The 25,603-nt window shown below is 73.4% G+C and carries 18 protein-coding genes; 3 read left to right on the forward strand and 15 right to left on the reverse strand.

Annotated elements, in window-relative coordinates; genetic code table 11:
- Positions 1-105: 105 nt before the first annotated feature.
- Complete coding sequence (locus ABD363_RS10660) at positions 106-1,290, forward strand: M48 family metallopeptidase (protein ID WP_344602047.1); 1,185 nt, start codon at positions 106-108, stop codon at positions 1,288-1,290.
- Positions 1,291-1,419: 129 nt separating this feature from the next.
- Here ABD363_RS10660 and ABD363_RS10665 read toward each other — a convergent pair whose 3' ends face one another.
- The 5 genes from ABD363_RS10665 to proB all read right to left on the reverse strand — a co-directional run bounded on the left by ABD363_RS10665 (position 1,420) and on the right by proB (position 6,446).
- The gene (locus ABD363_RS10665) at positions 1,420-2,487 is read right to left on the reverse strand and encodes an SCO2583 family membrane protein (protein ID WP_344602049.1); all 1,068 of its coding nucleotides are present in this window, start codon (positions 2,485-2,487) and stop codon (positions 1,420-1,422) included.
- Between the two features lie 99 nt (positions 2,488-2,586).
- A complete protein-coding gene (locus tag ABD363_RS10670) occupies positions 2,587-3,147 on the reverse strand; it encodes an SCO2584 family spore wall biosynthesis protein (RefSeq protein ID WP_486388790.1) in 561 nt (186 codons plus the stop codon).
- Between the two features lie 126 nt (positions 3,148-3,273).
- The gene (locus tag ABD363_RS10675) at positions 3,274-4,560 is read right to left on the reverse strand and encodes a glutamate-5-semialdehyde dehydrogenase (RefSeq protein WP_344602053.1); all 1,287 of its coding nucleotides are present in this window, start codon (positions 4,558-4,560) and stop codon (positions 3,274-3,276) included.
- A 133-nt stretch (positions 4,561-4,693) separates the two neighbouring features.
- Positions 4,694-5,194: a hypothetical protein gene (locus ABD363_RS10680; RefSeq protein WP_425577968.1), complete on the reverse strand. Its 501-nt coding sequence runs from the start codon at positions 5,192-5,194 to the stop codon at positions 4,694-4,696.
- Positions 5,195-5,339: 145 nt separating this feature from the next.
- Positions 5,340-6,446 carry a glutamate 5-kinase gene (proB, locus tag ABD363_RS10685; protein WP_344602115.1) on the reverse strand — a complete coding sequence of 369 codons (1,107 nt, stop codon included), beginning with the start codon at positions 6,444-6,446 and terminating at the stop codon, positions 5,340-5,342.
- Positions 6,447-6,646: 200 nt separating this feature from the next.
- Here proB and ABD363_RS10690 point away from each other — a divergent pair, with 200 nt between their 5' ends.
- Positions 6,647-8,086, forward strand: coding sequence for a polysaccharide pyruvyl transferase family protein (locus ABD363_RS10690; RefSeq protein WP_344602057.1), 1,440 nt, complete (start codon positions 6,647-6,649; stop codon positions 8,084-8,086).
- Between the two features lie 151 nt (positions 8,087-8,237).
- Complete coding sequence (locus ABD363_RS10695) at positions 8,238-10,442, forward strand: hypothetical protein (protein WP_425577965.1); 2,205 nt, start codon at positions 8,238-8,240, stop codon at positions 10,440-10,442.
- Between the two features lie 55 nt (positions 10,443-10,497).
- Here ABD363_RS10695 and ABD363_RS10700 read toward each other — a convergent pair whose 3' ends face one another.
- From ABD363_RS10700 to ABD363_RS10745, 10 genes are all read right to left on the reverse strand, one after another.
- Positions 10,498-11,721 (reverse strand): glycosyltransferase family 2 protein, encoded by a 1,224-nt coding sequence (locus ABD363_RS10700; RefSeq protein ID WP_344602059.1) that lies wholly within the window; start codon positions 11,719-11,721, stop codon positions 10,498-10,500.
- 194 nt (positions 11,722-11,915) lie between these two features.
- Positions 11,916-14,024, reverse strand: a complete 2,109-nt coding sequence (locus tag ABD363_RS10705; RefSeq protein WP_425577966.1) for a hypothetical protein — start codon at positions 14,022-14,024, stop codon at positions 11,916-11,918.
- Positions 14,025-14,187: 163 nt separating this feature from the next.
- Positions 14,188-15,684, reverse strand: coding sequence for a D-ribitol-5-phosphate cytidylyltransferase (locus ABD363_RS10710; protein WP_344602061.1), 1,497 nt, complete (start codon positions 15,682-15,684; stop codon positions 14,188-14,190).
- 213 nt (positions 15,685-15,897) lie between these two features.
- Positions 15,898-17,061, reverse strand: coding sequence for a hypothetical protein (locus ABD363_RS10715; protein WP_344602121.1), 1,164 nt, complete (start codon positions 17,059-17,061; stop codon positions 15,898-15,900).
- Between the two features lie 105 nt (positions 17,062-17,166).
- Positions 17,167-18,726 carry an alkaline phosphatase D family protein gene (locus tag ABD363_RS10720; RefSeq protein WP_344602063.1) on the reverse strand — a complete coding sequence of 520 codons (1,560 nt, stop codon included), beginning with the start codon at positions 18,724-18,726 and terminating at the stop codon, positions 17,167-17,169.
- A 205-nt stretch (positions 18,727-18,931) separates the two neighbouring features.
- Positions 18,932-19,477 (reverse strand): FG-GAP repeat protein, encoded by a 546-nt coding sequence (locus ABD363_RS10725; protein WP_344602065.1) that lies wholly within the window; start codon positions 19,475-19,477, stop codon positions 18,932-18,934.
- A 170-nt stretch (positions 19,478-19,647) separates the two neighbouring features.
- Entirely contained in the window at positions 19,648-21,093 is a 1,446-nt protein-coding gene (obgE, locus tag ABD363_RS10730; RefSeq protein ID WP_344602067.1) for a GTPase ObgE, read from the reverse strand.
- 103 nt (positions 21,094-21,196) lie between these two features.
- Positions 21,197-21,451 (reverse strand): 50S ribosomal protein L27, encoded by a 255-nt coding sequence (gene rpmA, locus ABD363_RS10735; protein ID WP_344602069.1) that lies wholly within the window; start codon positions 21,449-21,451, stop codon positions 21,197-21,199.
- A 14-nt stretch (positions 21,452-21,465) separates the two neighbouring features.
- On the reverse strand, positions 21,466-21,786 hold the full coding sequence (gene rplU, locus ABD363_RS10740; protein ID WP_167996413.1) for a 50S ribosomal protein L21: 321 nt from the start codon (positions 21,784-21,786) through the stop codon (positions 21,466-21,468).
- Between the two features lie 279 nt (positions 21,787-22,065).
- On the reverse strand, positions 22,066-25,603 hold a 3,538-nt coding region (locus ABD363_RS10745), incomplete at its 5' end, for an Rne/Rng family ribonuclease (protein WP_344602071.1).

Genomic DNA, 25,603 nt, shown 5'->3' on the forward strand with positions numbered 1-25,603 from the left:
TACTGCCCGTCCACCGTATCCCCGCCCGGGCCCGGGCTCCGCTCCGGGGGTGCGAAGGGCCGCACGGGAAACCGCAGAGGATCACTCACGCACCTGGGGGAAGACATGTCCGACGGCCACGAGCACACCGGGCGGGGGCACGCGCCGGGCAGGCGGCGCAGGCGCTTCCCCGGGATCTCCTCGCGTGCCTACGAGCATCCGGCCGACCGCTCCGCCCTGGTGGCGCTGCGCAGGCTGAGCGGCTTCGACACGGTGTTCAAGGCCCTGAGCGGTCTGCTGCCCGAGCGCAGTCTGCGGCTGCTGTTCCTGTCCGACTCGGTGCGCGTCTCGGACCAGCAGTTCGCCCACCTGAACGACATGCTCCGGGACGCCTGCTACATCCTGGACCTGGAGAAGGTCCCCCCGATGTACGTCAGCCAGGACCCGCAGCCGAACGCGATGTGCATCGGCCTGGACGAGCCGATCATCGTGGTGACCACGGGCCTCGTCGAACTGCTCGACGAGGACGAGATGCGGGCGGTCGTCGGGCACGAGGTGGGGCACGCGCTGTCCGGGCACGCGGTCTACCGGACGATCCTGCTGTTCCTGACCAGCCTCGCCGTCCGGGTCGCCTGGATCCCCCTCGGCAACCTCGCCGTCATGGCCGTCGTGACGGCGCTGCGCGAGTGGTTCCGCAAGTCGGAGCTGTCCGCGGACCGCGCGGGCCTGCTGGTCGGCCAGGACCTGCAGGCCTCCCTGCGCGCGCTGATGAAGATCGCGGGCGGGGACCACCTGCACGAGATGAACGTGGACGCGTTCCTGGCGCAGGCCGAGGAGTACGAGGCCGGGGGCGACCTGCGCGACTCCGTGCTGAAGATCCTCAACGTGCTGCCGCGCTCGCACCCGTTCACCACCGTGCGGGCGGCGGAGCTGAGCAGATGGGCCGCCTCCCGCGACCACCAGCGGATCATGGACGGTCACTACGCGCGGCGCGCGGAGGACAAGGACACCTCGGTCAGGGACGCCTTCCGGGAGTCGGCGAACAGCTACACCACCCACGTCAGGAACTCCAAGGACCCGCTGATGAAGCTGGTCAGCGACCTGGCCGGCGGGGCCGGGGACCTCGGGGACCGGGTACGGCGCGGCTTCGGCGGTTTCGGCGGTTTCGGCGGCTCCACGGGTGCGGGCCCGGGCTCGGACCCGGCTCCCGAGCCGCCGGACGGGCCGGACGCGCCGAACGGGCCGGACGCGTCGGACGGGCCGGAGGGTCCGGACACGCCGGGCGGCCGGCCGACGGGGGACGGCGCCTGACCGCACCCGTGCGCCCGTCTCCCCGGGCCGCAGGGCCCGAGCGGCCGACGGGCTCGCGCTCCTTCGGCCCCGGCACGGACCTCGGCCCGGACCGCACGCCCCGGCGCCGGCCGGCGCTCCGGCGCCGGCTCACACCCTCGGCTGGGCGTTCGGGGCCAGGGCGCCGCACAGGGCCGTGACGCCGTCCGCGGCATAGGGGTCGGTGCCGGCGGGGCCGCCCGCCTCGGCGGTCTGGTGCGCGAGCAGGGGCCGCAGGTGGTTCGCGGAGTCCTCGGCGCAGGAGAGCGGCCCGGCCCGGACGTGGGAGAGGACGAGCTGGGCCTGGTGCAGGCGCAGGTCGGTGCGGTCGAAGCGGAAGTGCAGCTCGCGCCGGACGGTGAACAGCGACGACTCCGCCTCGTCGTCGCCGGCGGGCCGGAGCGCGTACACGAAGGTGTGGTCGGCGGTGACCTCGAGGGTGGACGAGTCGCTCTCGGCGACCCGCAGCGTGCCGTCGGCGCGGATCTCGCCGTCGGCCAGTTCGGCGCGGGAGGGATCGAAGCGGACCAGCCACCCGGTGGGTGCGTGCCGCCCGTCGGCGGCGGGACGCTCGAAGCTCCGGTCGAACTGGTCGAGCTGGTCGGGGTCGAGGAGGACCCGGACGGAGCGGACCTCGCCGCCGGTGAGCACCTCCGGATCGAGCGCGGACCGGACGATGTAGTCCTTGGCGGTGGTCAGCGCGGTGAGCACCTGATCGCCCGAGAAGTGCGCGGTGCGCCGCGCGGCGGGCAGCGGTACGCCCTCGGCGCCGACGCGGAACCGCGCGGCGGGGCTGTGCGCGTACAGGTACTCGGCATCGGCGGCGCCGGGGACCGTGTCCCGGGGGGCGAGCGGGACGACCGTCATCCGCAGGGGTCCGACGGGTTCCCGGGCGGCGGGGCTCTGGTAGGGGTTGCGTACGCCCATGTAGATCGCGGTGACGAAGGCGAGGGCGATCAGCAGGAACAGGACCAGCGCCTGCCGGGACAGCCCCCGGCGCAGGGGCGGACGGCGGCGCACGGCGGGAGCGTGGTCGGCCATGCGCTCCTGGGCGGAGTACTCCTGGAGGCGGGCAGCGCGGACGAACGACTCGTCGAAGACGACGGATCGGTACTCGTCCTCTCCACCTGAGGGGGCGCCCTCGGGTGTCCCCTCGGGCGGGTCTCCAGGCCCTCCCATGTCTTCAGAGTAGGTCCCCGGCGGCTCCGGTAAACGCCCTGGTGCACGCCAAGTTCCGACGGGCCCCACCGGGTTCGCGGGCCGGCGCGGCGGTTCCGGTCAGGGGCTGCGGGGGATGACGGAGACGGCCGGCTGGGAGTAGTCGGCGGAGGCCGAGGGGGCCGCCCCGGTGCCCTGCTCCAGGCCGGTCGAGGCGGGCGCCGGGACCTGGTCCCGGCTGTTGCCCGAGGAGGCGCCGCGGTAGACGGCCGCGAAGGCCAGCGCGACCATGCCGATGCCCATCACGAGCGCCAGCATCCAGGCGACGGGGCGGTGCCAGCGGACCGGCCTGCCGTACGGGCCCGGGGCGCCGCGGTGGTCGTCGAGGAGGTCGGGGTCGTCCAGGTCGTCGTCGGGGTCACGGCCGAAAGCGCCGCACCCGTCGTCGTACCGCTCGCCTCTGCCGTGCGTCCGGCGGGCCTCCGCCTCGGCTGCCTCGGCTCTGGCCTGGGCCGCGGCCAGGAGGCGTTCGACGGCGGTCGGCTCGTGGACCGCGGCCGCGCGTACGAAGGCCTCGTCGAAGACCACGGAGGCGAACTCTTCGTCCGACACCCCGCGGTCGTGGTCGTCGTCGGGCATCCAACCGTCAGGGAACGGCGTGCCCCCCACGTCCTCCGGCACGGATCCAGAGTAGACCTGGGGGGTCATTTTGGGCAGACGGTATGGAAATTCATCCGCCTGATGAGACGGTTTTCCCGCGGCCCGCCACGCCCCCGGCCCGTCCCCGCGGCCGCCGTCCCGGCCGTCTCAGCGCCGTACGTGCCCGTCCCCGGTGACGATGTACTTCGTGCTGGTCAGTTCCGGCAGGCCCATCGGCCCCCGGGCGTGCAGTTTCTGCGTGGAGATGCCGATCTCGGCGCCGAAGCCGAACTGGCCGCCGTCGGTGAAGCGGGTGGAGGCGTTCACGGCGACCGTGGTGGAGTCGACCAGCTGGGTGAAGCGGCGGGCGGCCTGCTGCGAGCGGGTCACGATGGCCTCGGTGTGGCCGGAGGTCCACAGCCGGATGTGCTCCACGGCCTTGTCGAGCGAGTCGACGACCGCGGCGGCGATGTCGTACGACAGGTACTCGGTCTCCCAGTCCTCCGGCACCGCCGCCACGACGGTCGCCCTGGAGTCCTTGGCGTACGCCATCACCCGCTCGTCGGCGTGCACGGTAACCCCGGCGTCGGCGAGGGCGTCCAGGGCGCGGGGCAGGAACTCCGGGGCGATGTCCTGGTGGACGAGGAGCGTCTCGGCGGCGTTGCAGACGCTCACCCGCTGCGCCTTGGAGTTGATCAGGATGTCGACCGCCATGTCGAGGTCGGCGTCGGCGTCGACGTAGACGTGGCAGTTGCCGGTGCCGGTCTCGATGACCGGGACCGTGGACTCCTGGACGACCGTGTTGATCAGCGAGGCGCCGCCGCGCGGGATCAGCACGTCGACCAGGCCGCGGGCGCGCATCAGCTCGCGCACGCTGTCGCGGCTCTCCCCGGGGACGAGCTGGACCGCGTCGGCGGGCAGCCCGGCACCGCCGACGGCGTCCCGCACCACCCGTACGAGCGCGGTGTTCGACCGGTACGCCGAGGACGAGCCGCGCAGCAGCACCGCGTTGCCGGACTTCAGGCACAGGGCGGCGGCGTCGACGGTGACGTTCGGGCGGCCCTCGTAGACGATGCCGACGACGCCGAGCGGGACGCGGACCTGGCGCAGGTCGATGCCGTTGGGGAGGGTGGAGCCGCGGACCACCTCGCCGACCGGGTCGGGCAGCGCGACGACGTCCCGGACGTCGGAGGCGATGGCGCGCACCCGCTCCGGGGTGAGCGTCAGCCGGTCGACGACGGCCTCGCCGGTGCCGGCCTCGCGGGCCTTGGCGACGTCCTCGGCGTTGGCCTCGACGATCTCGCTCGTCCGTACCTCCAGGGCGTCCGCGACGGCGAGCAGCGCGTCGTCCTTCTGCGCCCGGGACAGCGGCGCGAGGGAGGCCGCGGCGGCCTTGGCACGGTAGGCGGCACGGGTGACCGGGGACATGGAGTCGTGCGGCAGGAGCGTGGTCATGAGGGAAGGGTAGTGCGCCGGAGAAGCGCGTCCAGCGGTCGTCCCACACCCCGAGACGAGCGCCGCGGAGCCGCCGCACACCCGGACGGGCCGCCCGTATCGGGACCGGGCACCACCGAAGCCCCGGACCCCCTCAAAAGGGGTGGACGCCCACGGGTGTCGCCGGCGAGGGGCAGCACCCCTCGGCGACGCGCTGGTGGTAGGTCGCGCGGTCGACGACCTCCAGGCCGACGATCTCCCAGGGCGGCAGTCCCGCGGTCCGGCGGTGCTCGCCCCACAGGCGCAGGGCGACGGCGGCGGCGTCGTGCAGGTCGCGGGCCTCCTCCCAGTAGCGGATCTCCGCGTGGTCGCCCGCGTACCTGCTGGTCAGCAGGAAGGGATGGTCGTGCGCGAGCTGTTCCAGGGCCCGCCGGACCTCCGCGAGCGGGGCCCTGCGGCCGGAGACGCTGAGCGTGACGTGCCACAGGCGCGGGGTGTCCGCGGAGCCGCCGGGCCGCCGGTCCTCGGCGCCGTCCGCCTCGGCGCCGTCACCGCGCTCGAACCGGTTCCCGGCCGCGACGCTCGTCAGCGCGCGCTCCTCGCCGGCCGCGCGGAAGCCGGTACCACCGCGGGACGCTGGCGCCCCAGGGTGCACTCGTCTCACGACGGCCTCCTTTACGCACAGGCCGACCCAAGGGGTCGGTCGGATCGTGTCCCTGTGACAAAGTTGAGCAGGCCGCGCGCAGTCGCGGGGCGGTTTTGCGGAACGTCCACCACCGGTGCGGGGACGTTTCGGTCCATTACGGGTGCAGGATCACCAGGTCGTCCCTGTGTACGACCTCGCGTTCGTACGCGGGGCCCAGCTCGCGGGCCAGCTCCCGGGTCGAGCGGCCGATCAGCCGGGGGATCTCCTTGGCGTCGAAGCCGACGAGCCCGCGGGCCACCGCGCGCCCCCGTCCGTCCCGCAGCTCGACCGGGTCCCCGGCGGCGAAGTCGCCCTGCACGGCGGCGATCCCGGCCGGCAGCAGCGACTTGCGGCGCTCCACGACCGCCCGTACGGCGCCGTCGTCCAGGGTCAGCGACCCCTGCGGGGTGGACGCGTGCTGGAGCCACAGCAGCCGGTCGGCGGACCGCTTGCCGGTGGGGTGGAAGTAGGTGCCGGTGTCCTTGCCGGTCAGGGCGTCGGCGGCGTGGACCGCGCTGGTCAGCACCACGGGGATGCCGGCGGCGGCCGCGATGCGGGCCGCCTCGACCTTGGTGACCATGCCGCCGGTGCCGACGCCGGCCTTGCCGGCGCTGCCGATCTCCACGCCGGCGAGGTCCGCGGGCCCTCGCACCTGGGCGATCCGGGACGTGCCCGGCCTGCCGGGGTCGCCGTCGTACACGCCGTCCACGTCGGACAGCAGCACCAGCAGGTCGGCGTGGACGAGGTGGGCGACGAGGGCGGCGAGCCGGTCGTTGTCGCCGAAGCGGATCTCGTCGGTGGCGACGGTGTCGTTCTCGTTGACGACCGGGAGGGCTCCCATCGCGAGCAGCTTGTCGAGGGTGCGCGAGGCGTTGCGGTGGTGGGCGCGGCGGCTCATGTCGTCGGAGGTGAGCAGCACCTGGCCGACGCGGACGCCGTAGCGGGCGAAGGAGGCGGTGTAGCGGGCGACGAGCAGGCCCTGGCCGACGCTGGCGGCGGCCTGCTGGCGGGCCAGGTCCCGGGGGCGGCGGCGCAGGCCGAGCGGGGCGAGCCCCGCGGCGATCGCGCCGGAGGAGACCAGGACGATCTCCTTCTCCCCGCCGCCGCGGACCTTGGCGAGGACGTCGACGAGCGCGTCCACGCGGTCGGCGTCCAGGCCGCCCGACGCGGTGGTCAGCGACGAGGAGCCGACCTTGACGACGATCCTGCGCGCCTCGTTCACGGCCTGCCGTGCCCCTGCCACCTGTGCTCTTTCCCCTCATGTCCGTATGCGTCGCCCCGTCCGCAATCTACGCGAGGGGGACCGTGGGCCGCGCGTCGGTCCAGTCCCCGGACACCCGGACCGTCATCGTCCGTTCACGCTTCGCGTACGGCAAAAAGGTTGTACTGGTTGCTTATAGAAATCAAAGTCCGCACAAACTTATGTTGAATACCGTGCCACCCAAAGATCATCACGTTCGCCGCGCGCGGTCTCCGAAGCGCGTCCTCCTCCGGTCGGGGAAGAGCCCTTACGACGTCGTGCCCGTGGAGCAGGCCCTCCACCGGGACGTCATCGCCACCAACTCCGGCAACCTGATCTTCAGTGACGCCGCTCACAAGATCCTGGAGACACCGGGCACCGAGGTCGTCTCGAACGGGATCCGGACGAACGTGGCCGCGGCGGGCCGGATCAACGAGGAGTACGACGCCTTCGTCGTGCCGCTCGCCAACGCGTTCCGGCCGTCGTTCGAGCCGCAGCTGAAGCGGCTGACCCAGCTCATCGGCAAGCTGCGGATCCCGGTGATCGTGCTGGGGACCGGCGCGCAGACCGGGCTGAACTACGACCCGGCGCGGCTGAAGCCGATCGAGCCCACCGTGCGCGCCTTCGTCTCGGCGGTGCTGGACCGCAGCGCGTCGATCGGGGTGCGGGGCGAGTTCACCGAGAAGTACCTGAAGGACATGGGCTTCCGGGACGTCGAGATCATCGGCTGTCCGTCGCTGTTCCTGTACGGCAGGGAACTGGCCGTGCACAAGCGGCTGCCGGAGCTGACCGCGAACGCGCGGATCGCGATCAACGGCTCGCACAACGCGGTGCAGAAGCAGGGCCTGGACCGGGTGATCGCACGCACCCACGAGCGCTACCCGAACCTGCGCTTCATCGGCCAGAACCTCAGCGACGCCCGGCAGCTGCACTGGCGCGACCTGTCCGACCCCAACGGTCGCGTCACGGCGATGCCGACGCACCCGGACCACCCGATGTACCGGGAGGACAAGGTCCGCGTCTACATCGACCCGATCACCTGGATCGACGACCTGCGCGACTTCGACTTCTCCTTCGGCTCCCGCATCCACGGCAACATCGCGGCGCTGCTGGCGGGCACGCCCGCGACCGTGCTGTGCGGGGACTCGCGGACGCTGGAGCTGTGCCGGTACTTCGAGATCCCGCACCGGCGGATCGACGGGCTGCCCGAGGACGTCGACCCGGCGCGGCTGTACGAGGAGGCCGACTTCGGCGCGCTGACGGGCAACCACCAGGAGCGGTTCGAGCGGTTCACGGCCTTCCTGGACAAGAACGGGCTGGAGAACACCTTCACGCACGGCGACGGGGGCGCGGCCTTCGACAAGCGCATGCGGTCGCTGTCCTTCCCGCCGGGCATCCGCCCCTGGATCGACAACGACCCCGCCTCGCTCGGCGCGCGCTTCGGCTGGCTGCACAGCCAGATCACCCAGCTCTCCGCGGACAACGCCAAGCTGAAGCGGGAGCTGGCGCGGGCCAGGACCGCCGACAGGGCGAGCGCGCCCGGACCGGTCTCGGTGTACCGCCGGGCCAGGCGGGCGGTGGGGCGGCCGCTGCGGCGGGCGCTGCGGGCGAAACGGGGATAGCGGACTTCGGCGCGAAGGGGCCCGCCGGCGGCGGGCTGCCTCCGGTGGCACGGTCCGGTCGCTCCAGGGTTCCGGGACACGCGCGTGTCGTCCGGAGGTCGCCGGGCGTTAACCCGGGCGCCTGTTCTGCGACAACCCTGGAGCGACCGCAGTGCCCGTACCCCTCCCCCACCGGCGCTTCCCGGCGAGGCGCCGCCGCCAGCCCGTACCGGCTCCCGTCGGCGAACCGCCCGCGGCGGGCCGCACCGCGCCGCCGGCCGCGCCGGGGCGGTGCGCCCCGCGTCCCTCGCCCGACGTCCCGGCGAAGGCGCCCGGTCCGCGGCCGTTCCGCGGGCGGGACCTCGGGCGGGACCTCGGGCGGGCGCTCGCCCTGGCGGTGCCGGCGGCCGCCTGCGCCGGGCAGGCCGTGGGGGCGCTCGTCCCGCACCTGCCGCTGCTGCTGGCCGCGACCGCCTGCTCCCTGGCCGCCGAGGGCGTGCTGCACCGGTGGCAGCGCGGCGTGCTGGCGCTGTTCGCCAAGGCGCACGCCGACATCACGGTCCGGCACGTGCTGCGCGACCTGCTGCTCGTCATCGGCCTGCTGCGGCTCGGCGAACACGACCGGGAGCGGGCGTACGCGCCGCTGGTCGCCGCGCTGCTCGCCTGCTACGCGCTGCACTGCGCGATCCAGGCGGTCTGGGTCCTGGTCCGCCGCACCCGCACCCTGCCGGTGGTGACCCGGAACATCGACGCCTCGGCGCTGCGCCTGTCCCCCGCCCCGCCCGTCCTGCTGCGCCGCCCCGGGCACCGGCTGCTGGTGTTCGGCCTGCCCGCGACGGCCGGGCTGCTGGCCACGGCGGCGACCGGGGCGCCGCGGTACGGCGCCCTGGGCCTCGCCCTCTCCCTCCTCCTCGCGCTGACCGGCCTGGGCGCGCTGCTGCTGCGCCTGCTGCCGGGCCGCCGCCCGGCGGGGGAGCGCGAGGTCCTCGACTGGTTCGACGCGTGGCTGGCCGAGTACCGGCCGACCGTGGGCCTGTACTTCTCCGGCGGGACCTCCTCCGCGTACCAGGCGAACATGTGGCTGGAGCCGCTCGCCGGGCTGGACGCCCGGCCGGTCGTCGTCCTGCGGGAGCGCTTCATGGTGCAGCGGATCGCCGCGACCGACATCCCGGTCGTCTGCCTGCCGAAGGTGTCCACCCTGATGCGGCTGGAGCACTCCACGCTCCAGGTCCTCATCCACCCGTCGAACTCCGGCAAGACCTCGCAGGTGCTGCGCATCCCCACGATCAAGCACGCCTTCGTCAACCACGGCGAGAGCGACAAGCTGTCCTCCTGCAACCCGTACGCGAAGGCCTACGACCAGGTGTGGGTGGCCGGTCCGGCGGCGCGCGAGCGGTACGCGCTGGCCGAGGTGGGCGTCGAGGACAAGGACGTGGTGGAGATCGGCCGGCCGCAGCTGGACGCCGTGCGGCCGTACGCGGGCCCGCCGGCCGGCCCGTACACCACGGTGCTGTACGCGCCGACCTGGGAGGGCTGGGACGGCAACCCCGGCAACACCTCGCTGATCGCGGCCGGCGAGAACCTGGTCCGGGCGCTGCTCGCCGACCCGGGCGTACGGCTGCTGTACAAGCCGCATCCGCTGACCGGGTCGGTGGACCCGCGGGCCGGGGCGGCCGATCTGCGCGTCCGGGAGCTGATCCGGGCGGCGAACCGGGAGCGGGCGGGGACCCGGCCGGACGACGGCGGGGAACTGGCCCGGCGCACGGCGGAGCTGGACCGGCTCACCACGGCCGTCTTCCGGGCCGGCGCCGACCAGGCGGAGCGGATGCTGCTGCAGTCGGCGCCGGAGCCGGGGCGGGCCGAGGCGGTGGCGCGGGCGACGGCCGCCTGGGAGGAGGCGTACTGGGCCTCGCTGCCGGCGGGCGAGCACCAGATCGTCACGGACGCCCGGCCCGCGCTGTACTCCTGCTTCAACCAGGCCGACCTGCTGATCAGCGACGTCTCCAGCGTGATCAGCGACTTCCTGGCGAGCGGGAAGCCGTACGCGGTGGCCAACACCAGCGGCCTGGCGGAGGAGGTGTTCCGCGAGACCTTCCCGACGGTGGCGGCGGCGACCGTGCTGACCCCGGACGCGGCCGGGGTGGCCCGGCTGCTGGAGACGGTCCGGCACCCGGAGCGGGACCGGCTCGCCGCGGCGCGGGCCGAGCTGGCGCGCCGTCTGCTGGGACCGGCCGAGCCGCCGTCCCAGCAGCGCTTCGGGCAGGCCGTGCGGGCCCTGTGCGCGGCGGCCCGGGAGCACCGGGCGCGGACGGCGAGGCGGCCGGCCTCGGAGATCCCGGGCCAGCGCCAGGAGACGGGCACGCCGCAGCACCGGTAGGCGGCGGCCGGAGCCGCCGGCGGGGACCGGCCGCCCGCGTCCGCGGGCGCCGCCGTCACGCCGCCGCGGCCCGGCCTCCCGGTGTGCCGGCGCGGGACGGCAGTGCGCGGCGGGCCCTGCGGACCGCGCGGCGCAGGAAGGAGTCGACCGGGGTCTCGCGGTAGCCCGGGAAGGCGCGGGCCTCGCGGGGTCCGGCGAGGTAGACCGAGTCGGGGACGCCCGCCGACCGGTCGCGGAAGTGGGGGTAGACGAGGTAGAGGCGGCGGCCGCCCTTCTCCAGCAGGGCGGGGGCCTGCTTCTTGGCCCGGACGAACTCCACGACGTCCTCCAGGAGGTCGGCCCGCTGCTCGGCCACCAGGTGCAGCCGCAGCCGCTCGTGCACCTTCAGGCGGCGGGCGACGCCCTCGGACCAGTAGGCGGCCATCAGCGGCTTCGCCAGTTCGAGCTTGTGCCGCCGGACCGCCTCGTCGTCCTTGAGGTACCGGGGCCCGAACTGCGGCAGCAGCGTGACGACGAAGGGCCGCACCATGAGCAGGTCGCGCCGGTCCCCGGCGGGGACGTGCTCGGCGATCAGCTCCATCAGGGCGCGCGCGGAGTCGAAGCGCAGGGTGTAACTCCCGCTCTTCGTCACGTGCTTGCCGTCGTCGCGGCCCACCAGGTAGTAGCAGGTGTGGTCGGCGATCACGGAGACGCCGTTCGCCCGCAGGTACGCCTCCATGGTGAACAGCGCGTCCTCGCCGGTGAACAGCGACTCGTCGAACCGCATGCCGTGCCGGGTGAGCAGTTCGCGGCGGAACAGCTTCTGCGCGCTGAGCGTGAACTTGATGTTGGAGGAGAAGACGTCGGTGCGCTCCAGCGTCCTGCCCCACATCGACTTCGGCGCGCTGCGGTTGACGCCCTCGACCCGGCCCAGGACCACGTCCGTGCCGGCCCGGTCGGCCATGGCGACCATCCGCTCCAGCGCCTCGGGGCCGAGCCGGTCGTCGGCGTCGAGGAAGAACACGTAGCGTCCCGCCGCCTTGTCCAGGCCGACGTTGCGCGGCCCGCTGGGGCCGCCGGAGTTCTCCTGCCGGACCACCGTGACCGGCATGGGCGCGCGGGCGGCGAACTCCTCCAGATACTCCCCCGTCCCGTCGGTCGATCCGTCGTCCACCGCGATGACCTCGATGCGCGTCGGGTCGATGGTCTGCGCCTCGACGGACGCCAGGCACTCGACCAGGTACGGCATCGCCTCGTACGCCCCGATGACCACGGAGACATCAGGCTGCGTCACGGTCACGTTTCCCCCTCGTCACGGGGAATTCCCCCCGTATCTCCTTGTTCGCTATTCGTTCAGACAGATGATCGAAGGAAGAGGTTGCCTCAAACACACGATTCCGTGATTCACCTCACACGGGGCGTGGTCCGGCACGGGAAAGGGCCCGGCCCCCGGGAGTGATCCTCGGGGGCCGGGCCCTGGGCGGTGCGGGCGGTTCAGCCCGCGGCGACTCCGTCCGCGTCGCCGATCCCCGACGTCCGCTGCCCGGGCAGCGCGTCCGCCAGCTCGACGTCCGGGCCGCCGGCCGTGATCCGGGACTGCTGGCCGAGGTTGCGGGTCTCGGCCTTCAGCGCGAGGTTCGCGACCGCGGTGTTGAACTGGTCGATGGACTTCGGCTCGTCCGGGCCGAGCAGGTAGCGCTTCAGCTCCTTGCGGTCCCCGGCCAGCGGGTCGGCGGCGGGGTCGCGGACCGCGGCGAGCAGTCCGCCCAGTTCGGCCGCGCTGTTGGTGAGGATCACCGCGGCGCGCACCGCCGTGTTCTGCCGCTTGAACTCCTCCTCGCCCAGCTCCGCGGAGTCCGTGACCGCGTAGGGCTTGCCGCTCGCGATGAAGTCGGAGACCACGCTGGAGATGTCGGAGACCATCGCGTCGGAGACGTTGAAGCAGTCGTACAGCCGCGGCTCGGCGCCGGTGATGACGCGGTGCTCCCAGCTGGGGAAGGAGCGCCAGTACGCGGTGTTCCACTCGGCGCGCAGCCGGGCGATCTCCTCGTGCCGCCGGACGTCGACGATGCCGTCGCGGGTGAGCTCGGCCTCGTCGCGGCCCTTGTCGCCCACGCCGACCAGTTCGGCGATCCGCGCCTCGATGCGGGTGAGCTCCGCCCTGGCCGCGGCCTGGGCGGCGGCGTCGGCGGTGAAGCGGGGGTCGGCGGCGCGCTCGGCGGCGGCCTTCTCCACCAGGGCGGTGATCCGCTGGTGGGCGGCCTTGGCCTGGGGGCTGCGGGTGCCGGTGAAGGGGTGCGGCTTGTACAGGACGCGCACCGGCGGGTCGGCCGTCACCAGGCGGCGGACGATGTTCTCGCCGGCCAGCAGGATCGAGGTGTTGCCGGGGTTGTCGTCCCAGCCCTCCCAGGTGGGGGCGTACAGGACCGTCGGGATGCGGCCTTCGGGCACGCCCTGCCAGGTCCGGATCGGCGCCAGCTGCGGGCGGCCGACCTCGACGATGTCGTCGTCGCGCACGCCGACGTCGGCGATGGCGTAGCGGTCGCGGCCCGCGCGGCCGGCGGTCCACACCTCGTCGTAGACCTTGCTGAACGGGTTGACGCTGGCGAGCTTGTCGCTGTCGCCGTGGCCGATGAAGACGTGCTTCATGGTGGGCACGCGCAGCAGGTGGATGTTCTTGCCGACGTTCGCCGCGTACAGCGCGACGCGCACCGTGGACAGGTCCATGTTCATCAGGTGCACCCCTCCGGGCACGCAGATGACGGGGACCGTGGTGGGCGCCAGGTTGTTCAGGATGACCCGCTCGCGCAGGATGATCAGCGGCCGGGTGTCCAGCTGCTCCATGGTCTCCAGCCACATGTTGACCTGGTAGGCGGAGTCCTTGGAGCCGGAGAAGTACAGCACCGTCTCCGGCCGGTACTCGCGCAGCCAGTCGTCGACGGCGGCCAGGACCGTCTCGGCCCTCGGCGGGATCCTGCGGCCGCGCACGTACGGCGTCAGCGCCAGCACGTACAGCCCGCCGAGGACCAGCGTGACGCCGATGCCGGCGAAGCCGGCGACGGCCGAGCCGGTGGCCGCGGAGACCAGGACGCCGGCGACCGCCGCGAGGTCGAGGTGCAGCATCTTCTCGGCGGAGCGGTGCAGCAGCCGGCGCGGCGGGGCGTCGGGGATGCGGATGCGCGACTTGAGGTCGACGTTGCGGGTGGCGACCGGCATCCGGCGGCGGTTGCGGATCAGGGTGACCAGCGCGCCGTGCGGGGCCTGCAGGCCGTAGAAGGCGATGAAGCAGGCGATCGCCCCGTAGGAGATCAGGTCGTCCGCGAGGGAGAGGCGGGCCAGCAGCAGGATGAGCAGCAGCTGCCGGATCAGGAAGCGGATCGACAGGCCGGCCCGCACCTTGCTGAGGCGGTTGATCAGGTAGCTGCCCTTGCGGTGCAGATAGTGGTCCGCCAGGTACGTCACGGCGGCCGCGGCCGCGAAGGCGGGAACGCTCGGGACGAGCGCGGCCAGCATGAGGCAGGGGAAGCCCAGCATCATGAGGACCGCCGCGGCCAGCTCGGCCGCGCTGCCCACCCGGGCGACGCGAATAGCGGTGGATATCACGGAGAACCTGCTCGTCGGAGGGGATTGCCGGTTTTGTTGTGGAATGCGGCTGCTTTGTGAACGATCTGCGGATGTACGGATTCAGGCCCCGGCGAACACCCGGTTAACGGGTGAACGCAGAGGCCTGAATTACGGAGGTCTAATTACCGTCTTACCGTCGATATTACATGCCGTTCTGACGGTCCAGCACCGAGGCCAGCGCCTGCTCGAAACCGGAGGCCTTGCCGGCGGCGGCGGTCGGGTCCTGCTGGCGGACGTCGATGACATGGCCGGTCAGCTCGGACAGCAGCACGTCCAGCGAGGTGCGGGCCACGGCCTCGGAGGACAGCAGCGTGCCCGCGGGCTCCTGGCCGAAGGCCTTGGTGCGCATCGGGGTGGCGGTCCGCTCGGGGTTGATGCAGTTGACGCGGATGCCGTCGGCGGCCCACTCGTCGGACAGGGCCTGGGTGAGATTCACCATCGCGGCCTTGGTCGAGGAGTACAGGCTGTACTCGGCGCGGCCGCGGGTGTAGCTGCTGGAGGTGTACAGCAGCAGCTGGCCCTTGGTCTCGGCCAGGTACTTGTAGGAGGAACGCGCGATCTGCACCGGGGCCAGGTAGTTGACCTTCAGCGCCTCCTCGATGGTGGCGTTGTCGGTCTCGGCCAGCTTGCCGATGCGCAGCACGCCGGCGGTGTTGACGACGTAGTCGATGCGCCCGGTCTCGGCGTACGCCTTGGACAGCGCGTCGTCGACCTCCTCCGGGTTCTCCACGTGGGTGCCGGTGGTGGAGCGGCCCAGCGCGTACACGGTGGCGCCGTAGGACTCGGCGAGTTCGGCGATGTCCTTGCCGATGCCGTACGAGCCGCCGAAGACCACCAGGGTCTTGCCGGTGAGCAGCTCGCGGTAGGCCTCCTCGCCGTTCTGCTCGGGCGCGGCGGTGGAGGCGAGCTGGAAGAGCTTGTCGGCGATGAAGACGTCGACGGGCTGGGTGACCTTCATGTTGTACTCGTCGCCCGCCACCACGTGGATCGGCACGTCCGGCAGGTACCTGAGCACGACCGAGCAGTCGTCGGTGGCCTGGAAGTTGGGGTCGCCGGAGGCGACCTGGTACGCCCTGCGGATCGTGGACAGCTTGAAGGCCTGCGGGGTCTGGCCGCGGCGCAGGCGGGAGCGGTCCGGGATCTCGGTGATGAACTCGCCGTCCTCGCCGTGGGTGCGGGTGACGATGATGGTGTCCGCGGACGGGATCGCCACGTCGACGGCCTGGTAGCGCTCCAGCGCCGCCACGCAGTCGTCGATGACGCGCTGCGACAGCAGGGGGCGCACGGCGTCGTGGAAGAGGACGTTGAGGTCCTCGCCCTCGGCCAGGCCCTCGCCGAGGGCGGCGATGGCGCGCTCGGTGGTCTCGTTGCGGGTGGCGCCGCCCTCGATGATCCGCGAGACCTTCTTGAACCCGGCCTTCGCGACGATCTTCTCGACGTCCGGCACGTAGCCCGGTGCCATCAGCACGATGACGTCGTCGATCGAGTCGGCCTTCTCGAAGGTGGTCAGGGTGTGCTCGATGACTGCCTTGCCGGCGATCTTCAGCAGCTGCTTGGGGATCGACAGACCCACGCGCTGACCGGTACCGCCGGCCAGGATCACTGCGGTGGTACGGGGCTTGGCTATGTGCTGGGACACAGGTGACCTACCTTGGGGCGACAGGGAACCTGGAAATGGTCCCACTTGTGGTTACCGCAGTGCAAGGTGAGCGTCCTCCGCCGCATATGTGCGCGCAACCTGCCATTCACCTTGGTTCCCGGTGACCGGTGAGCCGGTTCCGGGAACGCCCCGCTGATTGCTGTGAGTAAATCCACAGGAATCCGGCATTGCCGAGCGTGACATGAGGACGGCTCAGCGCCGCCGCAGCCGCTTCAGACAGCGGTGGCCGAGCACCTTGACCAGTTCCCTGGACGGCGTCCGGTGAACGCCGCGCGTCCCGGCGGGTCCGGCCGCCGCCGCGGCCAGCGCCCCGTACAGCGCGCGGGCGGCCGCCTCGGGGGCGAGGCGCGCCCGGCCGGGCGCCGGGTCGGCGGGCGGCGGGGCGAGGGACAGCAGTCCCAGGTCGCCGACGACGCGTACGCCCGTGCCGCCGATCCGCGCGGCCGTCCGGGCGCCGATCGCCGCGGCGGCCTCGACGGCCCAGGCGGGCGTGCCGATCCGCGCGTCCTGCGGCGACGGGGCGCACGTGTTCTTCAGGTGCGGAACCGCGCCCTTGCGCACGAGCGCGGAATACAGTTCGTCCGGCAGGCCGTTGCCGCGGAATTCCCGGTTGAGATTCCGCAGCATTTCGGCCTCGGCGTAAGTGAGGGAACGGTTCGCCGTGTCGGGGACGGGCTGCAGGAGGCCCCCGGGCAGTCCGAGCAGCGCCTCGAAGGTGCGCATCAGGGCGTCCCGGTCGCGGTCGTCGACCACGACGACGGTGACCCGGTCCGGGCCGACGGCCCGGGCCCACCGCTCGATGAGCCGGTCGTGCCGGTGACGGTGCCAGAAGGTGGGGGTGGGCTTCTCGTACGGGGGTTTTCGGAGCATGTGCTCCAGCCACTCCTCGTAGCCCATGCGCAGCCCGTTCTGCACGTACTGCTGCCACTGGGAGGGCATGATCCGCGTCAGCGGCCGCAGGGTGACCAGGACGTGCACCCGGTCGCCGCCGAGCTGCCCGACGATCCGCGCGACGGTCGCCCCGTCCCCGGCGTCGGCGAAGAACTCGCTGCTGACCACCGAGGTGCGTTCGCCGGTGGCCGCCACCTGGTCGAGCAGCCGCTTCCAGTGCCGGCCGGTCGGCACGGTGTCGCCCATCATCGCGGGCCGGGCACAGGCGGCCAGCGCGGCCTCCATGGGGTGCCTGCTGTGCGCCGGGAACTCCACGCCGTACGCCGGCATCCGGTCCCTGGCCGCGAACAGCGCGCCCTGGACGGCGGTGGTCCCGGTCTTGTGCGGGCCGATGTGCAGCAGCCGGGTGCCGGCGGGCAGCGGGGCGCTCACCGGCGCTTCGTCTCTCGTGCGGTCCGTCTCCATGGTCACGGGACGGTAGGAGACGTCGCTGAGGAAGCGCTGAGAGGAGCCTGGGACGCGGATGAGTCCCAGGCTCCCCCGCGCGAGGTCGTCCGGACCGCGCCCGCGTCAGACGAGTTCGACGCCGGGCCGGCCCGCCTCCACCCGCAGCCGGGCCAGCGTGCTCGGCGTCGCCGTCGGCCGCCGCACCGTGTCCACGATCCGCACCTGGGCGTCGATGCCGTCCCGGCGGACGTCGAAGAGGTGGTAGCCGCGGTGGGCGTCGAGCAGCTTCCAGTGCGGGTTGTCCGCCCTGCGCGGGTCCCACTCCCTGCGGAAGGCGTCCTGGTCCTGGTCGCCGTTGCTGGAGATGGAGGTGCCGACGAACTCGGCGCCGACGACGGCGGAGTCCGGGTCGGCGAAGTCCTCCTTCAGGTCGCTGATCATCGTCAGGTGGCGGTCGCCGGTGAGCACGACCGGGTTGCGGACCTGCTTGAACTCCTCGAGGAACTGGTTGCGTTCGACCTGGTAGCCGTCCCAGGCGTCGTAGAACCACTGCTTGCCCTCGCCGACCAGCAGATCGGTCTCGGCCATCATGATCTGCGAGGCGACCAGGTTCCAGCGGGCGGGCGAGCGGCGCAGTCCGTCCAGCAGCCACTGCTTCTGCCGGGCGCCGAGCATGGTGAGCTTCGGGTCCTGGGCGCCGGCCTGGCTGGTGGCCTGGTCGCTGCGGTACTGCCGGGTGTCGAGGACGTTGAGCCGGGCCAGGCGGCCGAACTCCAGGCGGCGGTACATCCGGATGTGCGGGCCGTTCGGGACGGCGGTGGCGCGGACCGGCATGTGCTCGTAGTACGCCTGGTAGGCCGCGGTCAGCCGGGCCGTGAACGCGTCGTGCGGCTGCTTGTCGGGGTCCTGCGGGATCTCGCCGGCGAAGTCGTTGTCGACCTCGTGGTCGTCGAAGGTGACGACGAAGGGCGCGTTCGCGTGCATCGCCGCCAGGTCCGGGTCGGTGCGGTACTGGGCGTACCGGTTGCGGTACTGGGCCAGGGAGTACGGCTCGCCGGTGCCCTCGTGGCGGCGCACGGCCGTCGCCGACGGGGCGGACTCGTAGATGTAGTCGCCGACGAACAGCACGATGTCCGGGTCCTGGTCCAGCATGTCGGCGTACGGCGTGAACCAGCCGTGCTGCCAGTTCTGGCAGGAGGCGAGCGCGACCCGCAGGGTGCCGCCGGAGCGGTGCGGGTGGGGCGCGGTGCGGGTGCGGCCGACGGGCGAGAGCTGCCCGCCGGTGCGGAAGCGGTACCAGTACGTACGGCCCGGGCGCAGGCCGCGCGCGTCCACGTGCACGCTGTGCCCGTACTCGGGCCGGGCCTGGGCGGTGCCCCGGCGGACGACCTTCCGGAACCGGGCGTCCTCGGCGACCTGCCACTCCACCGGCACGGCCCGGTCGGGCATGCCGCCGCCGTTCAGCGGGTCGGGGGCGAGTCTGGTCCACAGCACGACACCGTCCGGCAGCGGGTCGCCGGAGGCGACACCGAGGCTGAACACGCCGTCGGGCAGCGGGGTTTCGGCGGCGCGGGCGGCGTTCGGCAGCCACAGCTGGGCGGAGGCCGCGGCCCCGACCACCGCGGCACCGGCGGTCAGAAAGCGGCGACGGTCGGGCGATACGGCCCCGTTCTCTCCGGTCATCGGCGAACTCCCTTGCCTCGCTGGCCTCTTGCGAACACTGCGAAGCTCGCCGCCCGGACGGTCCGCCCGCTGAACACCGACCCTCGCGTGCATGACAAGTAGGCAGACAACAGGAGACCCGTTGCGGCACGGGAACAGCACGACGAACGGGTTCTTGCCGCAACGGGTCCTACGGACCCTCAGTGTCCGCCCGAGACGGAGCCGTTCAGTAGGCGAATCCCAGCCCGAGCCGCGCGCCGGTCCCGGCGGCGCCGAGGACGGTGCGGCCGGGGACCGCCGTCCCTGCCCCGGACGTCACCACCGCCGCGGGACCGGAGCGGAAGGTCCGCACGGACCCCGCACCGGCGTTCTCCCCCGGCGCGCCGACGGCCAGGTCGGCGCGTCCGTCGCGGTTCGTGTCACCGAGGCGGGTGCCGCGGCCGGACAGGTCGCCCTTCTGGGCGGTGCCCGGCACGCCGGGGGTGTTCTGGCTGAAGGCCTGCCGGGTCCTCGTCCGCAGCCCGCTCGGCAAGCCGTGCACCACGGCGACGCACCCGGCGCCCTTCCGGCCGCCGACGGTCGCGGCGGGCGCGGCCGCGGCGAGGCCGGCGCAGCCGTCGCCGTCGAAGTCCGGCCGCGATCCCGCCGGGGCGGCCTCGGCCCGGGCGGGCAGCGCGGCGGCCAGCGCGGCGAGCGCGGCGAGCAGCGCCGTGGCGGCGACGAGCGCCGCGCGGCGCGTTCCCGGCAGCGGGGACCGGAACGGGCGGGACACGTCTGATCCGGGGATCGGCACGGCAGTCGACCGCGGGGAGGAGCAGGATCCTCCTCCCCGCCGCCCGATGCGACTCCCCGGAGAACCGGCTGGTCGCCCTGGCGTGCGCCGGGCCTTCCCCGGCGTCAACCGACGTGTCCGGCGCCGGCGCGCCGCTCGCCCGGTGTCCGTCAGAACGGCTCGAAGCCGTCGAACTCCCGCTCCACCTCGTCCCGTTCGGCCTGCCGGTCCCGGCGCCGCTGCGCCGCGGGGCGGGGCGCCTCGAACCGGTGGTCCTCGCCGCGCCGGCCCAGCATCTCCGCGCCGGCCGTCACGGACGGCTCCCAGTCGAAGACGACGGCGTTCTCCTCGGGCCCGATCGCGACCCCGTCGCCGGCCCGGGCGCCCGCCTTCATCAGCTCCTCCTCGACACCGAGCCGGTTGAGCCGGTCCGCGAGGTAGCCGACGGCCTCGTCGTTGTTGAAGTCGGTCTGCCGCACCCACCGCTCGGGCTTCTCGCCGCGCACCCGGAACAGCGGCTCGCCGCCGGCCTCCTCGCGCGTCACCGTGAAGCCCGCGTCGTCGACGGCCTTGGGCCGGATCACGATCCGCGTGGCCTCTTCCCTCGGCTTGGCGGCCCGCGCCTTCGCCACCAGTTCGGCCAGCGCGTACGACAGTTCCTTCAGCCCGATGTGCGCCACCGCCGAGACCTCGAAGACGCGGTAGCCCCGGGCCTGGAGGTCGGGCCGCACCATGTCGGCCAGGTCCTTGCCGTCCGGTACGTCGATCTTGTTCAGGACCACGATCCGCGGCCGGTCGTCGAGGCCGCCGTACTGCCGCAGCTCCTCCTCGATCACGTCGAGGTCGGAGACGGGGTCGCGGTCGGACTCCAGCGTGGCGGTGTCCAGCACGTGCACGAGCACGCTGCACCGTTCCACGTGCCGCAGGAACTCCAGGCCCAGGCCCTTGCCCTGGCTGGCGCCCGGGATCAGCCCCGGCACGTCCGCGATCGTGTACACGGTCGAGCCGGCCGTCACCACGCCCAGGTTCGGCACGAGGGTGGTGAACGGGTAGTCGGCGATCTTCGGCTTGGCGGCGGACAGCACGGAGATCAGGGACGACTTGCCCGCGCTCGGGTAGCCGACCAGCGCCACGTCGGCGACGGTCTTCAGCTCCAGGACGATGTCCCGCACGTCACCCGGCTCGCCGAGCAGCGCGAATCCGGGCGCCTTGCGCCGCGCGGAGGCCAGCGCCGCGTTGCCGAGCCCGCCCCGGCCGCCCTGGGCGGCGACGTACGACGTGCCGTGGCCGACCAGGTCGGCGAGGACGTTGCCCGCCCGGTCGAGGACGACGGTGCCGTCCGGCACGGGCAGGACGAGGTCCTGGCCGTCCTTGCCGGAGCGGTTGCCGCCCTCGCCGGGCTTGCCGTTGGTGGCCTTGCGGTGCGGGGAGTGGTGGTAGTCGAGCAGGGTGGTCACGGACTGGTCGACGGTGAGGATCACATCGCCGCCGCGGCCGCCGTTGCCGCCGTCCGGGCCGCCGAGCGGCTTGAACTTCTCCCGGTGCACGGAGGCACAGCCGTGGCCTCCGTTACCCGCGGCGACATGGAGCTCGACGCGGTCCACGAAGGTGGTCATGGTTCGGTGCCTCCAGTTGGATACGGGGTGTCTCTTCGGTAACACGCGAAAGGCGGACCTGCTTCCCGTACGGGAAGTGAGGTCCGCCTCGCGAGACGTTCGGTCAGGCGACCGGAACGATGTTCACGACCTTGCGGCCGCGGTTGGTGCCGAACTGCACCGCACCGGCCTGCAGCGCGAACAGCGTGTCGTCGCCGCCGCGACCGACGCCGGCGCCCGGGTGGAAGTGGGTGCCGCGCTGGCGGACGAGGATCTCACCGGCGTTGACGACCTGACCGCCGAAGCGCTTCACGCCGAGCCGCTGGGCGTTGGAGTCGCGACCGTTCCGGGTGGACGATGCGCCCTTCTTGTGTGCCATCTGTTCTCAGTCCCTTACTTCGCAGCCGTGGGGATCTCAGTGACCTTGATCGCCGTGTACTGCTGGCGGTGGCCCTGACGACGACGGTAGCCGGTCTTGTTCTTGTAGCGCAGAATGTCGATCTTCTGGCCCTTGTGGTGGTCCACGACCTCGGCCCGGACCTTGATGCCGGCCAGCACCCACGGGTCGCTGGTCACGGAGTCGCCGTCGACAACGAGCAGGGTCGAGAGCTCGACCGTGTCGCCGACCTTGGCGGTGGAAATCTTGTCAACCTCGACGATGTCGCCGACAGCAACCTTGTGCTGGCGACCACCGCTGCGCACGATCGCGTACACGCGGAACTCACTCTCTCGCTCGTGGGAACGGCACCCCCGCAGGCCAGCCGCCCGGCACAGCGGACGGCCTCTCCCGGCCAACCCTGTGCCCGGGAGGAAGAGGTTTACGGGGATGTGGCGTGTCAGGGGACACGCCGACGGTCAAGGGTACGGGCCCGCTGCCGAAGGGGTCAAACCGGGCCCGGGGGTGTGCGGCCGGTCACGCCGAACGGGGTCCGGGGTGCCGGGCGCCACCGGGGTCCGGGGCGCACGCGCCGCTCGCGTGCGCCCCGGTGGGGGTCAGGCCTCGTCGCCGGGGGCCGAGACGGAGGACAGCGTCTGCTCCGCCGCCGCGGCCTTCTTCGACGTGGTCTTCTTGGCGGCCGTCTTGGCGGTCTTCGCCGTCTTCTTGGCCGTCGTCTTCTTGGCGGCGGCCGCCTTCTTGGCCGTCGTCTTCTTGGCGGCCGTCGTCTTGGCGGCCGCCGTCTTCTTGGTGGCGGCCTTCTTCGCCGTGGCCTTCTTGGCCGTCTTGCGGGCCGTCTTCTTGGCCGGGGGCGCCTCCTCGGCCGCCTCGGCGGCCTCCGGGGCCCCGGCCGCCTCGGCGGCCTGCTCCACGACGGGGGCCTCCTGGGCAGGAACCTCCTGAGCGGGGGCCCCCTGAGCGGCCGGCGTCTCCGGGGCGGAGGGCTCCTGGGCGGCGGGAGCCTCCGGGGCGGCCGGGAGGACCACGACGGCCGCCTCCTCGGGCGCGGTGGACACGGTGGGCTTGCGCACGGCGCGGCGGCGCGGACGAGCCGGGGCGGCGCTCTCCGCCGCGGCCGCCTCGGACCGCTCCGCCGGAGCCGCCGGGGTCTCCGGAACCGGCGTCGCCGTCCCGGCCTGCGGCTCGGCCTCCGGGGCCGCCGCGGGCGCGGCCTCGGGGACCGTCACCACGGCCGCCTCGGCCCCCGCGGGGGAACCGGCCGGCGCGGACGCCCTGCGGGTCGCCCGCCGGCGCGTACGGCCCTTGGGCGCGGCCTCCTCGGCCGCCGGGGCCGCGTCCTGCGGCGCACCGACGACCGCGTCCTCGACGGCGGCGGGCTCGGCCAGCGCCTCGGCGGCCGACTCGGGCTGCACCGGACGCCCGGCCTCCTCCTCGGCGCTGACGTCCTGGGCCGTCGGCACCGTCTCGGCCTGCGCGGTCCGCGCCGCGGGCGCGCCCGTCGGGGCGGACGCCCGCCGGCTCGTCCGGCGCCGCGTGCGCCCGCGCCGGACCGCGGCCTCCGCCTCGGCGACGCTGCTGTACAGCTCCTCGTCCGGCGCGAAGGCGGGCTCCGGCAGGGCCGCCGGCTCGGCGGTCTCCGCGGCGACCGGGGCCTCGGCCTCGGCGTCCGCCTCCTGCTCGGCGGTCTCGGCGGGCTCGACGGCGGCCGCGGCCTCGTGCTCGTGCGGCTGCTCGGCCCCGCCGGCCCGCGCGCGCTTCTTGCGCTTGCCGCCGCCCCCGGCGGAGGCGGCCTGGTCCAGGTGGACGATGACACCGCGGCCGTTGCAGTGGACGCAGGTCTCGGAGAACGACTCCAGCAGTCCCTGTCCGACCCGCTTGCGGGTCATCTGCACCAGCCCCAGCGAGGTCACCTCGGCGACCTGGTGCTTCGTACGGTCGCGGCCCAGGCACTCCAGCAGGCGGCGCAGCACCAGATCGCGGTTGGACTCCAGGACCATGTCGATGAAGTCGATGACGATGATGCCGCCGAGGTCGCGCAGCCTCAGCTGGCGGACGATCTCCTCGGCCGCCTCCAGGTTGTTCCTGGTGACGGTCTCCTCCAGGTTGCCGCCCTGGCCGGTGAACTTGCCGGTGTTGACGTCGATGACGACCATCGCCTCGGTCCGGTCGATCACCAGCGAGCCGCCGCTGGGCAGCCAGACCTTGCGGTCCAGCGCCTTGGCGAGCTGCTCGTCGATCCGGTAGGTGGCGAAGACGTCCACCTCGCTGGTCCACCTCTGCAGGCGGCCGGCGAGATCCGGCGCGACGTGCGAGACGTACCCGTGGATGGTCTGCCAGGCGTCGTCGCCGCTGACGATGACCTTGGAGAAGTCCTCGTTGAAGATGTCGCGCACGACCCGGACGGTCATGTCCGGCTCGCCGTACAGCAGCGTCGGCGCGTTGCCGTTCCTGGCCTTCTTCTGGATGTCCTCCCACTGCGCCTGCAGCCGCTCGACGTCCCGGCGCAGCTCCTCCTCGCTCGCGCCCTCCGCGGCCGTACGGACGATGACGCCCGCGTCCTCGGGGACGATCCTCTTGAGGATGGTCTTCAGCCGGGACCGCTCGGTGTCGGGCAGCTTGCGGCTGATGCCGGTCATCGAGCCCTCGGGCACGTACACGAGGTAGCGGCCCGGCAGGGAGACCTGGCTGGTCAGACGGGCGCCCTTGTGGCCGATCGGGTCCTTGGTGACCTGCACGAGGACCGACTGGCCCGACTTCAGGGCGGACTCGATGCGGCGCGGGCCGCCCGCCATGCCGAGGGCCTCGAAGTTGACCTCACCGGCGTACAGGACGGCGTTGCGGCCCTTGCCGATGTCGATGAAGGCGGCCTCCATCGACGGCAGCACGTTCTGCACCTTGCCGAGGTAGACGTTCCCGACGTACGAGACCGCCTGCTCCTTGTTGACGTAGTGCTCGACGAGCACGCCGTCCTCCAGGACGCCGATCTGCGTGCGGTCGCCGTGCTGGCGGACGACCATGACACGCTCGACGGCCTCGCGCCGGGCCAGGAACTCGGCCTCGGTGATGATCGGAACGCGGCGACGGCCCTGCTCACGGCCCTCGCGGCGGCGCTGCTTCTTGGCCTCCAGCCGGGTCGAGCCCTTGATGGACTGCACCTCGTCGGACGGCTCGGCGGGCTTGCGGGGCTCGCGGACCTTGACGACGGTGCGCTCGGGGTCGCCGACGGCGGGCTCGACGTCCACGGACGTGTCACCGGCACGCCGGCGACGGCGGCGCCGACGACGGCTGCTGGTGGAGCCGGCCGCGCCGGCCGACGGTTCCTCGCCGTCCTCCGCCTGCTCGGCGGTGTCCTCGGCGTCCTCCTCCACCTGCTCGGCGGTGTCCTCGGCGTCCTGGGCGGCCTGCTCGGCGGCGAGCTGCTCGGCGTCGCCGTCCGCGGACTCGCCGGACTCGGCCTCGGCGGACTCGCCCCGGCGGCGGCGACGGCCGCCCCGGCGACGGCGACGGCGCGAGCCGTTCTCCTCGGTCTCCTCGCCCTCGGCGTGGTCCTCGGCCGTCTCCTCGTCCTCCTCGCCCTCGTCGGGCTCGTCGGACTGGTCCTGGTGGGCGCTCCCGGCGCCCCGGTCCCCGGGTTCCTCGCCCTGCCCGGCGTCCCGGCGCCGACGGCGGCGGCGCGACCCGGCGGGCTGCTCCTGCGGGAACTCCTCGGTCTCCTCCTCCGCCTCGGCGGTGACCCCGGCGGCCTCGGCGGCCGCTTCGGCGGCGGCCCGCTCCGGCGTCTGGAACCGGGGCTCGGTGAACACGGGCGGCTGGAACAGCGCGACGGCGGGCCGCGCGGGCCGCGGCGGAGCGTCGTTCTCGGCGGCCGGGGTCTCGGGCCGGGCGGGCTCGGCGAACCCGGTGGCGGCCTTGCGCACCACGCGACGGCGGGCGCGGCGGGGAGCGGGGGCCTCGGCGGTCTCGGCGGCCTGAGGGGCGGGAGCAGCCGCGGCGGGCTCGGGGGCCGTGGTGGCGGGGGTCCCGGCGGCCGGCACGGCCTCGGCGCCCCGGGCGGCTTCGTCCGTCCCGGCGGCACCGGCCGGCGCCCCGGTGGGCGCGGACACGCGGCGCGTCGCACGACGGCGCACCCGACGC

Origin of the sequence: Streptomyces glaucus (genome assembly GCF_039533365.1) — a bacterium.
In the GTDB taxonomy this organism is placed as follows: Bacteria; Actinomycetota; Actinomycetes; order Streptomycetales; family Streptomycetaceae; genus Streptomyces; species Streptomyces glaucus.

What these genes read in the sequence shown, in the direction of transcription:
- ABD363_RS10665 (WP_344602049.1), bottom strand. Translation starts at nt 2,487, where the DNA reads ATGGGAGGGCCTGGAGACCCGCCCGAGGGGACACCCGAGGGCGCCCCC.
- ABD363_RS10675 (WP_344602053.1), bottom strand. Translation starts at nt 4,560, where the DNA reads ATGACCACGCTCCTGCCGCACGACTCCATGTCCCCGGTCACCCGTGCC.
- ABD363_RS10690 (WP_344602057.1), top strand. Translation starts at nt 6,647, where the DNA reads ATGTTGAATACCGTGCCACCCAAAGATCATCACGTTCGCCGCGCGCGG.
- obgE (WP_344602067.1), bottom strand. Translation starts at nt 21,093, where the DNA reads ATGACCACCTTCGTGGACCGCGTCGAGCTCCATGTCGCCGCGGGTAAC.
- ABD363_RS10715 (WP_344602121.1), bottom strand. Translation starts at nt 17,061, where the DNA reads ATGGAGACGGACCGCACGAGAGACGAAGCGCCGGTGAGCGCCCCGCTG.
- ABD363_RS10660 (WP_344602047.1), top strand. Translation starts at nt 106, where the DNA reads ATGTCCGACGGCCACGAGCACACCGGGCGGGGGCACGCGCCGGGCAGG.
- rpmA (WP_344602069.1), bottom strand. Translation starts at nt 21,451, where the DNA reads ATGGCACACAAGAAGGGCGCATCGTCCACCCGGAACGGTCGCGACTCC.
- ABD363_RS10720 (WP_344602063.1), bottom strand. Translation starts at nt 18,726, where the DNA reads ATGACCGGAGAGAACGGGGCCGTATCGCCCGACCGTCGCCGCTTTCTG.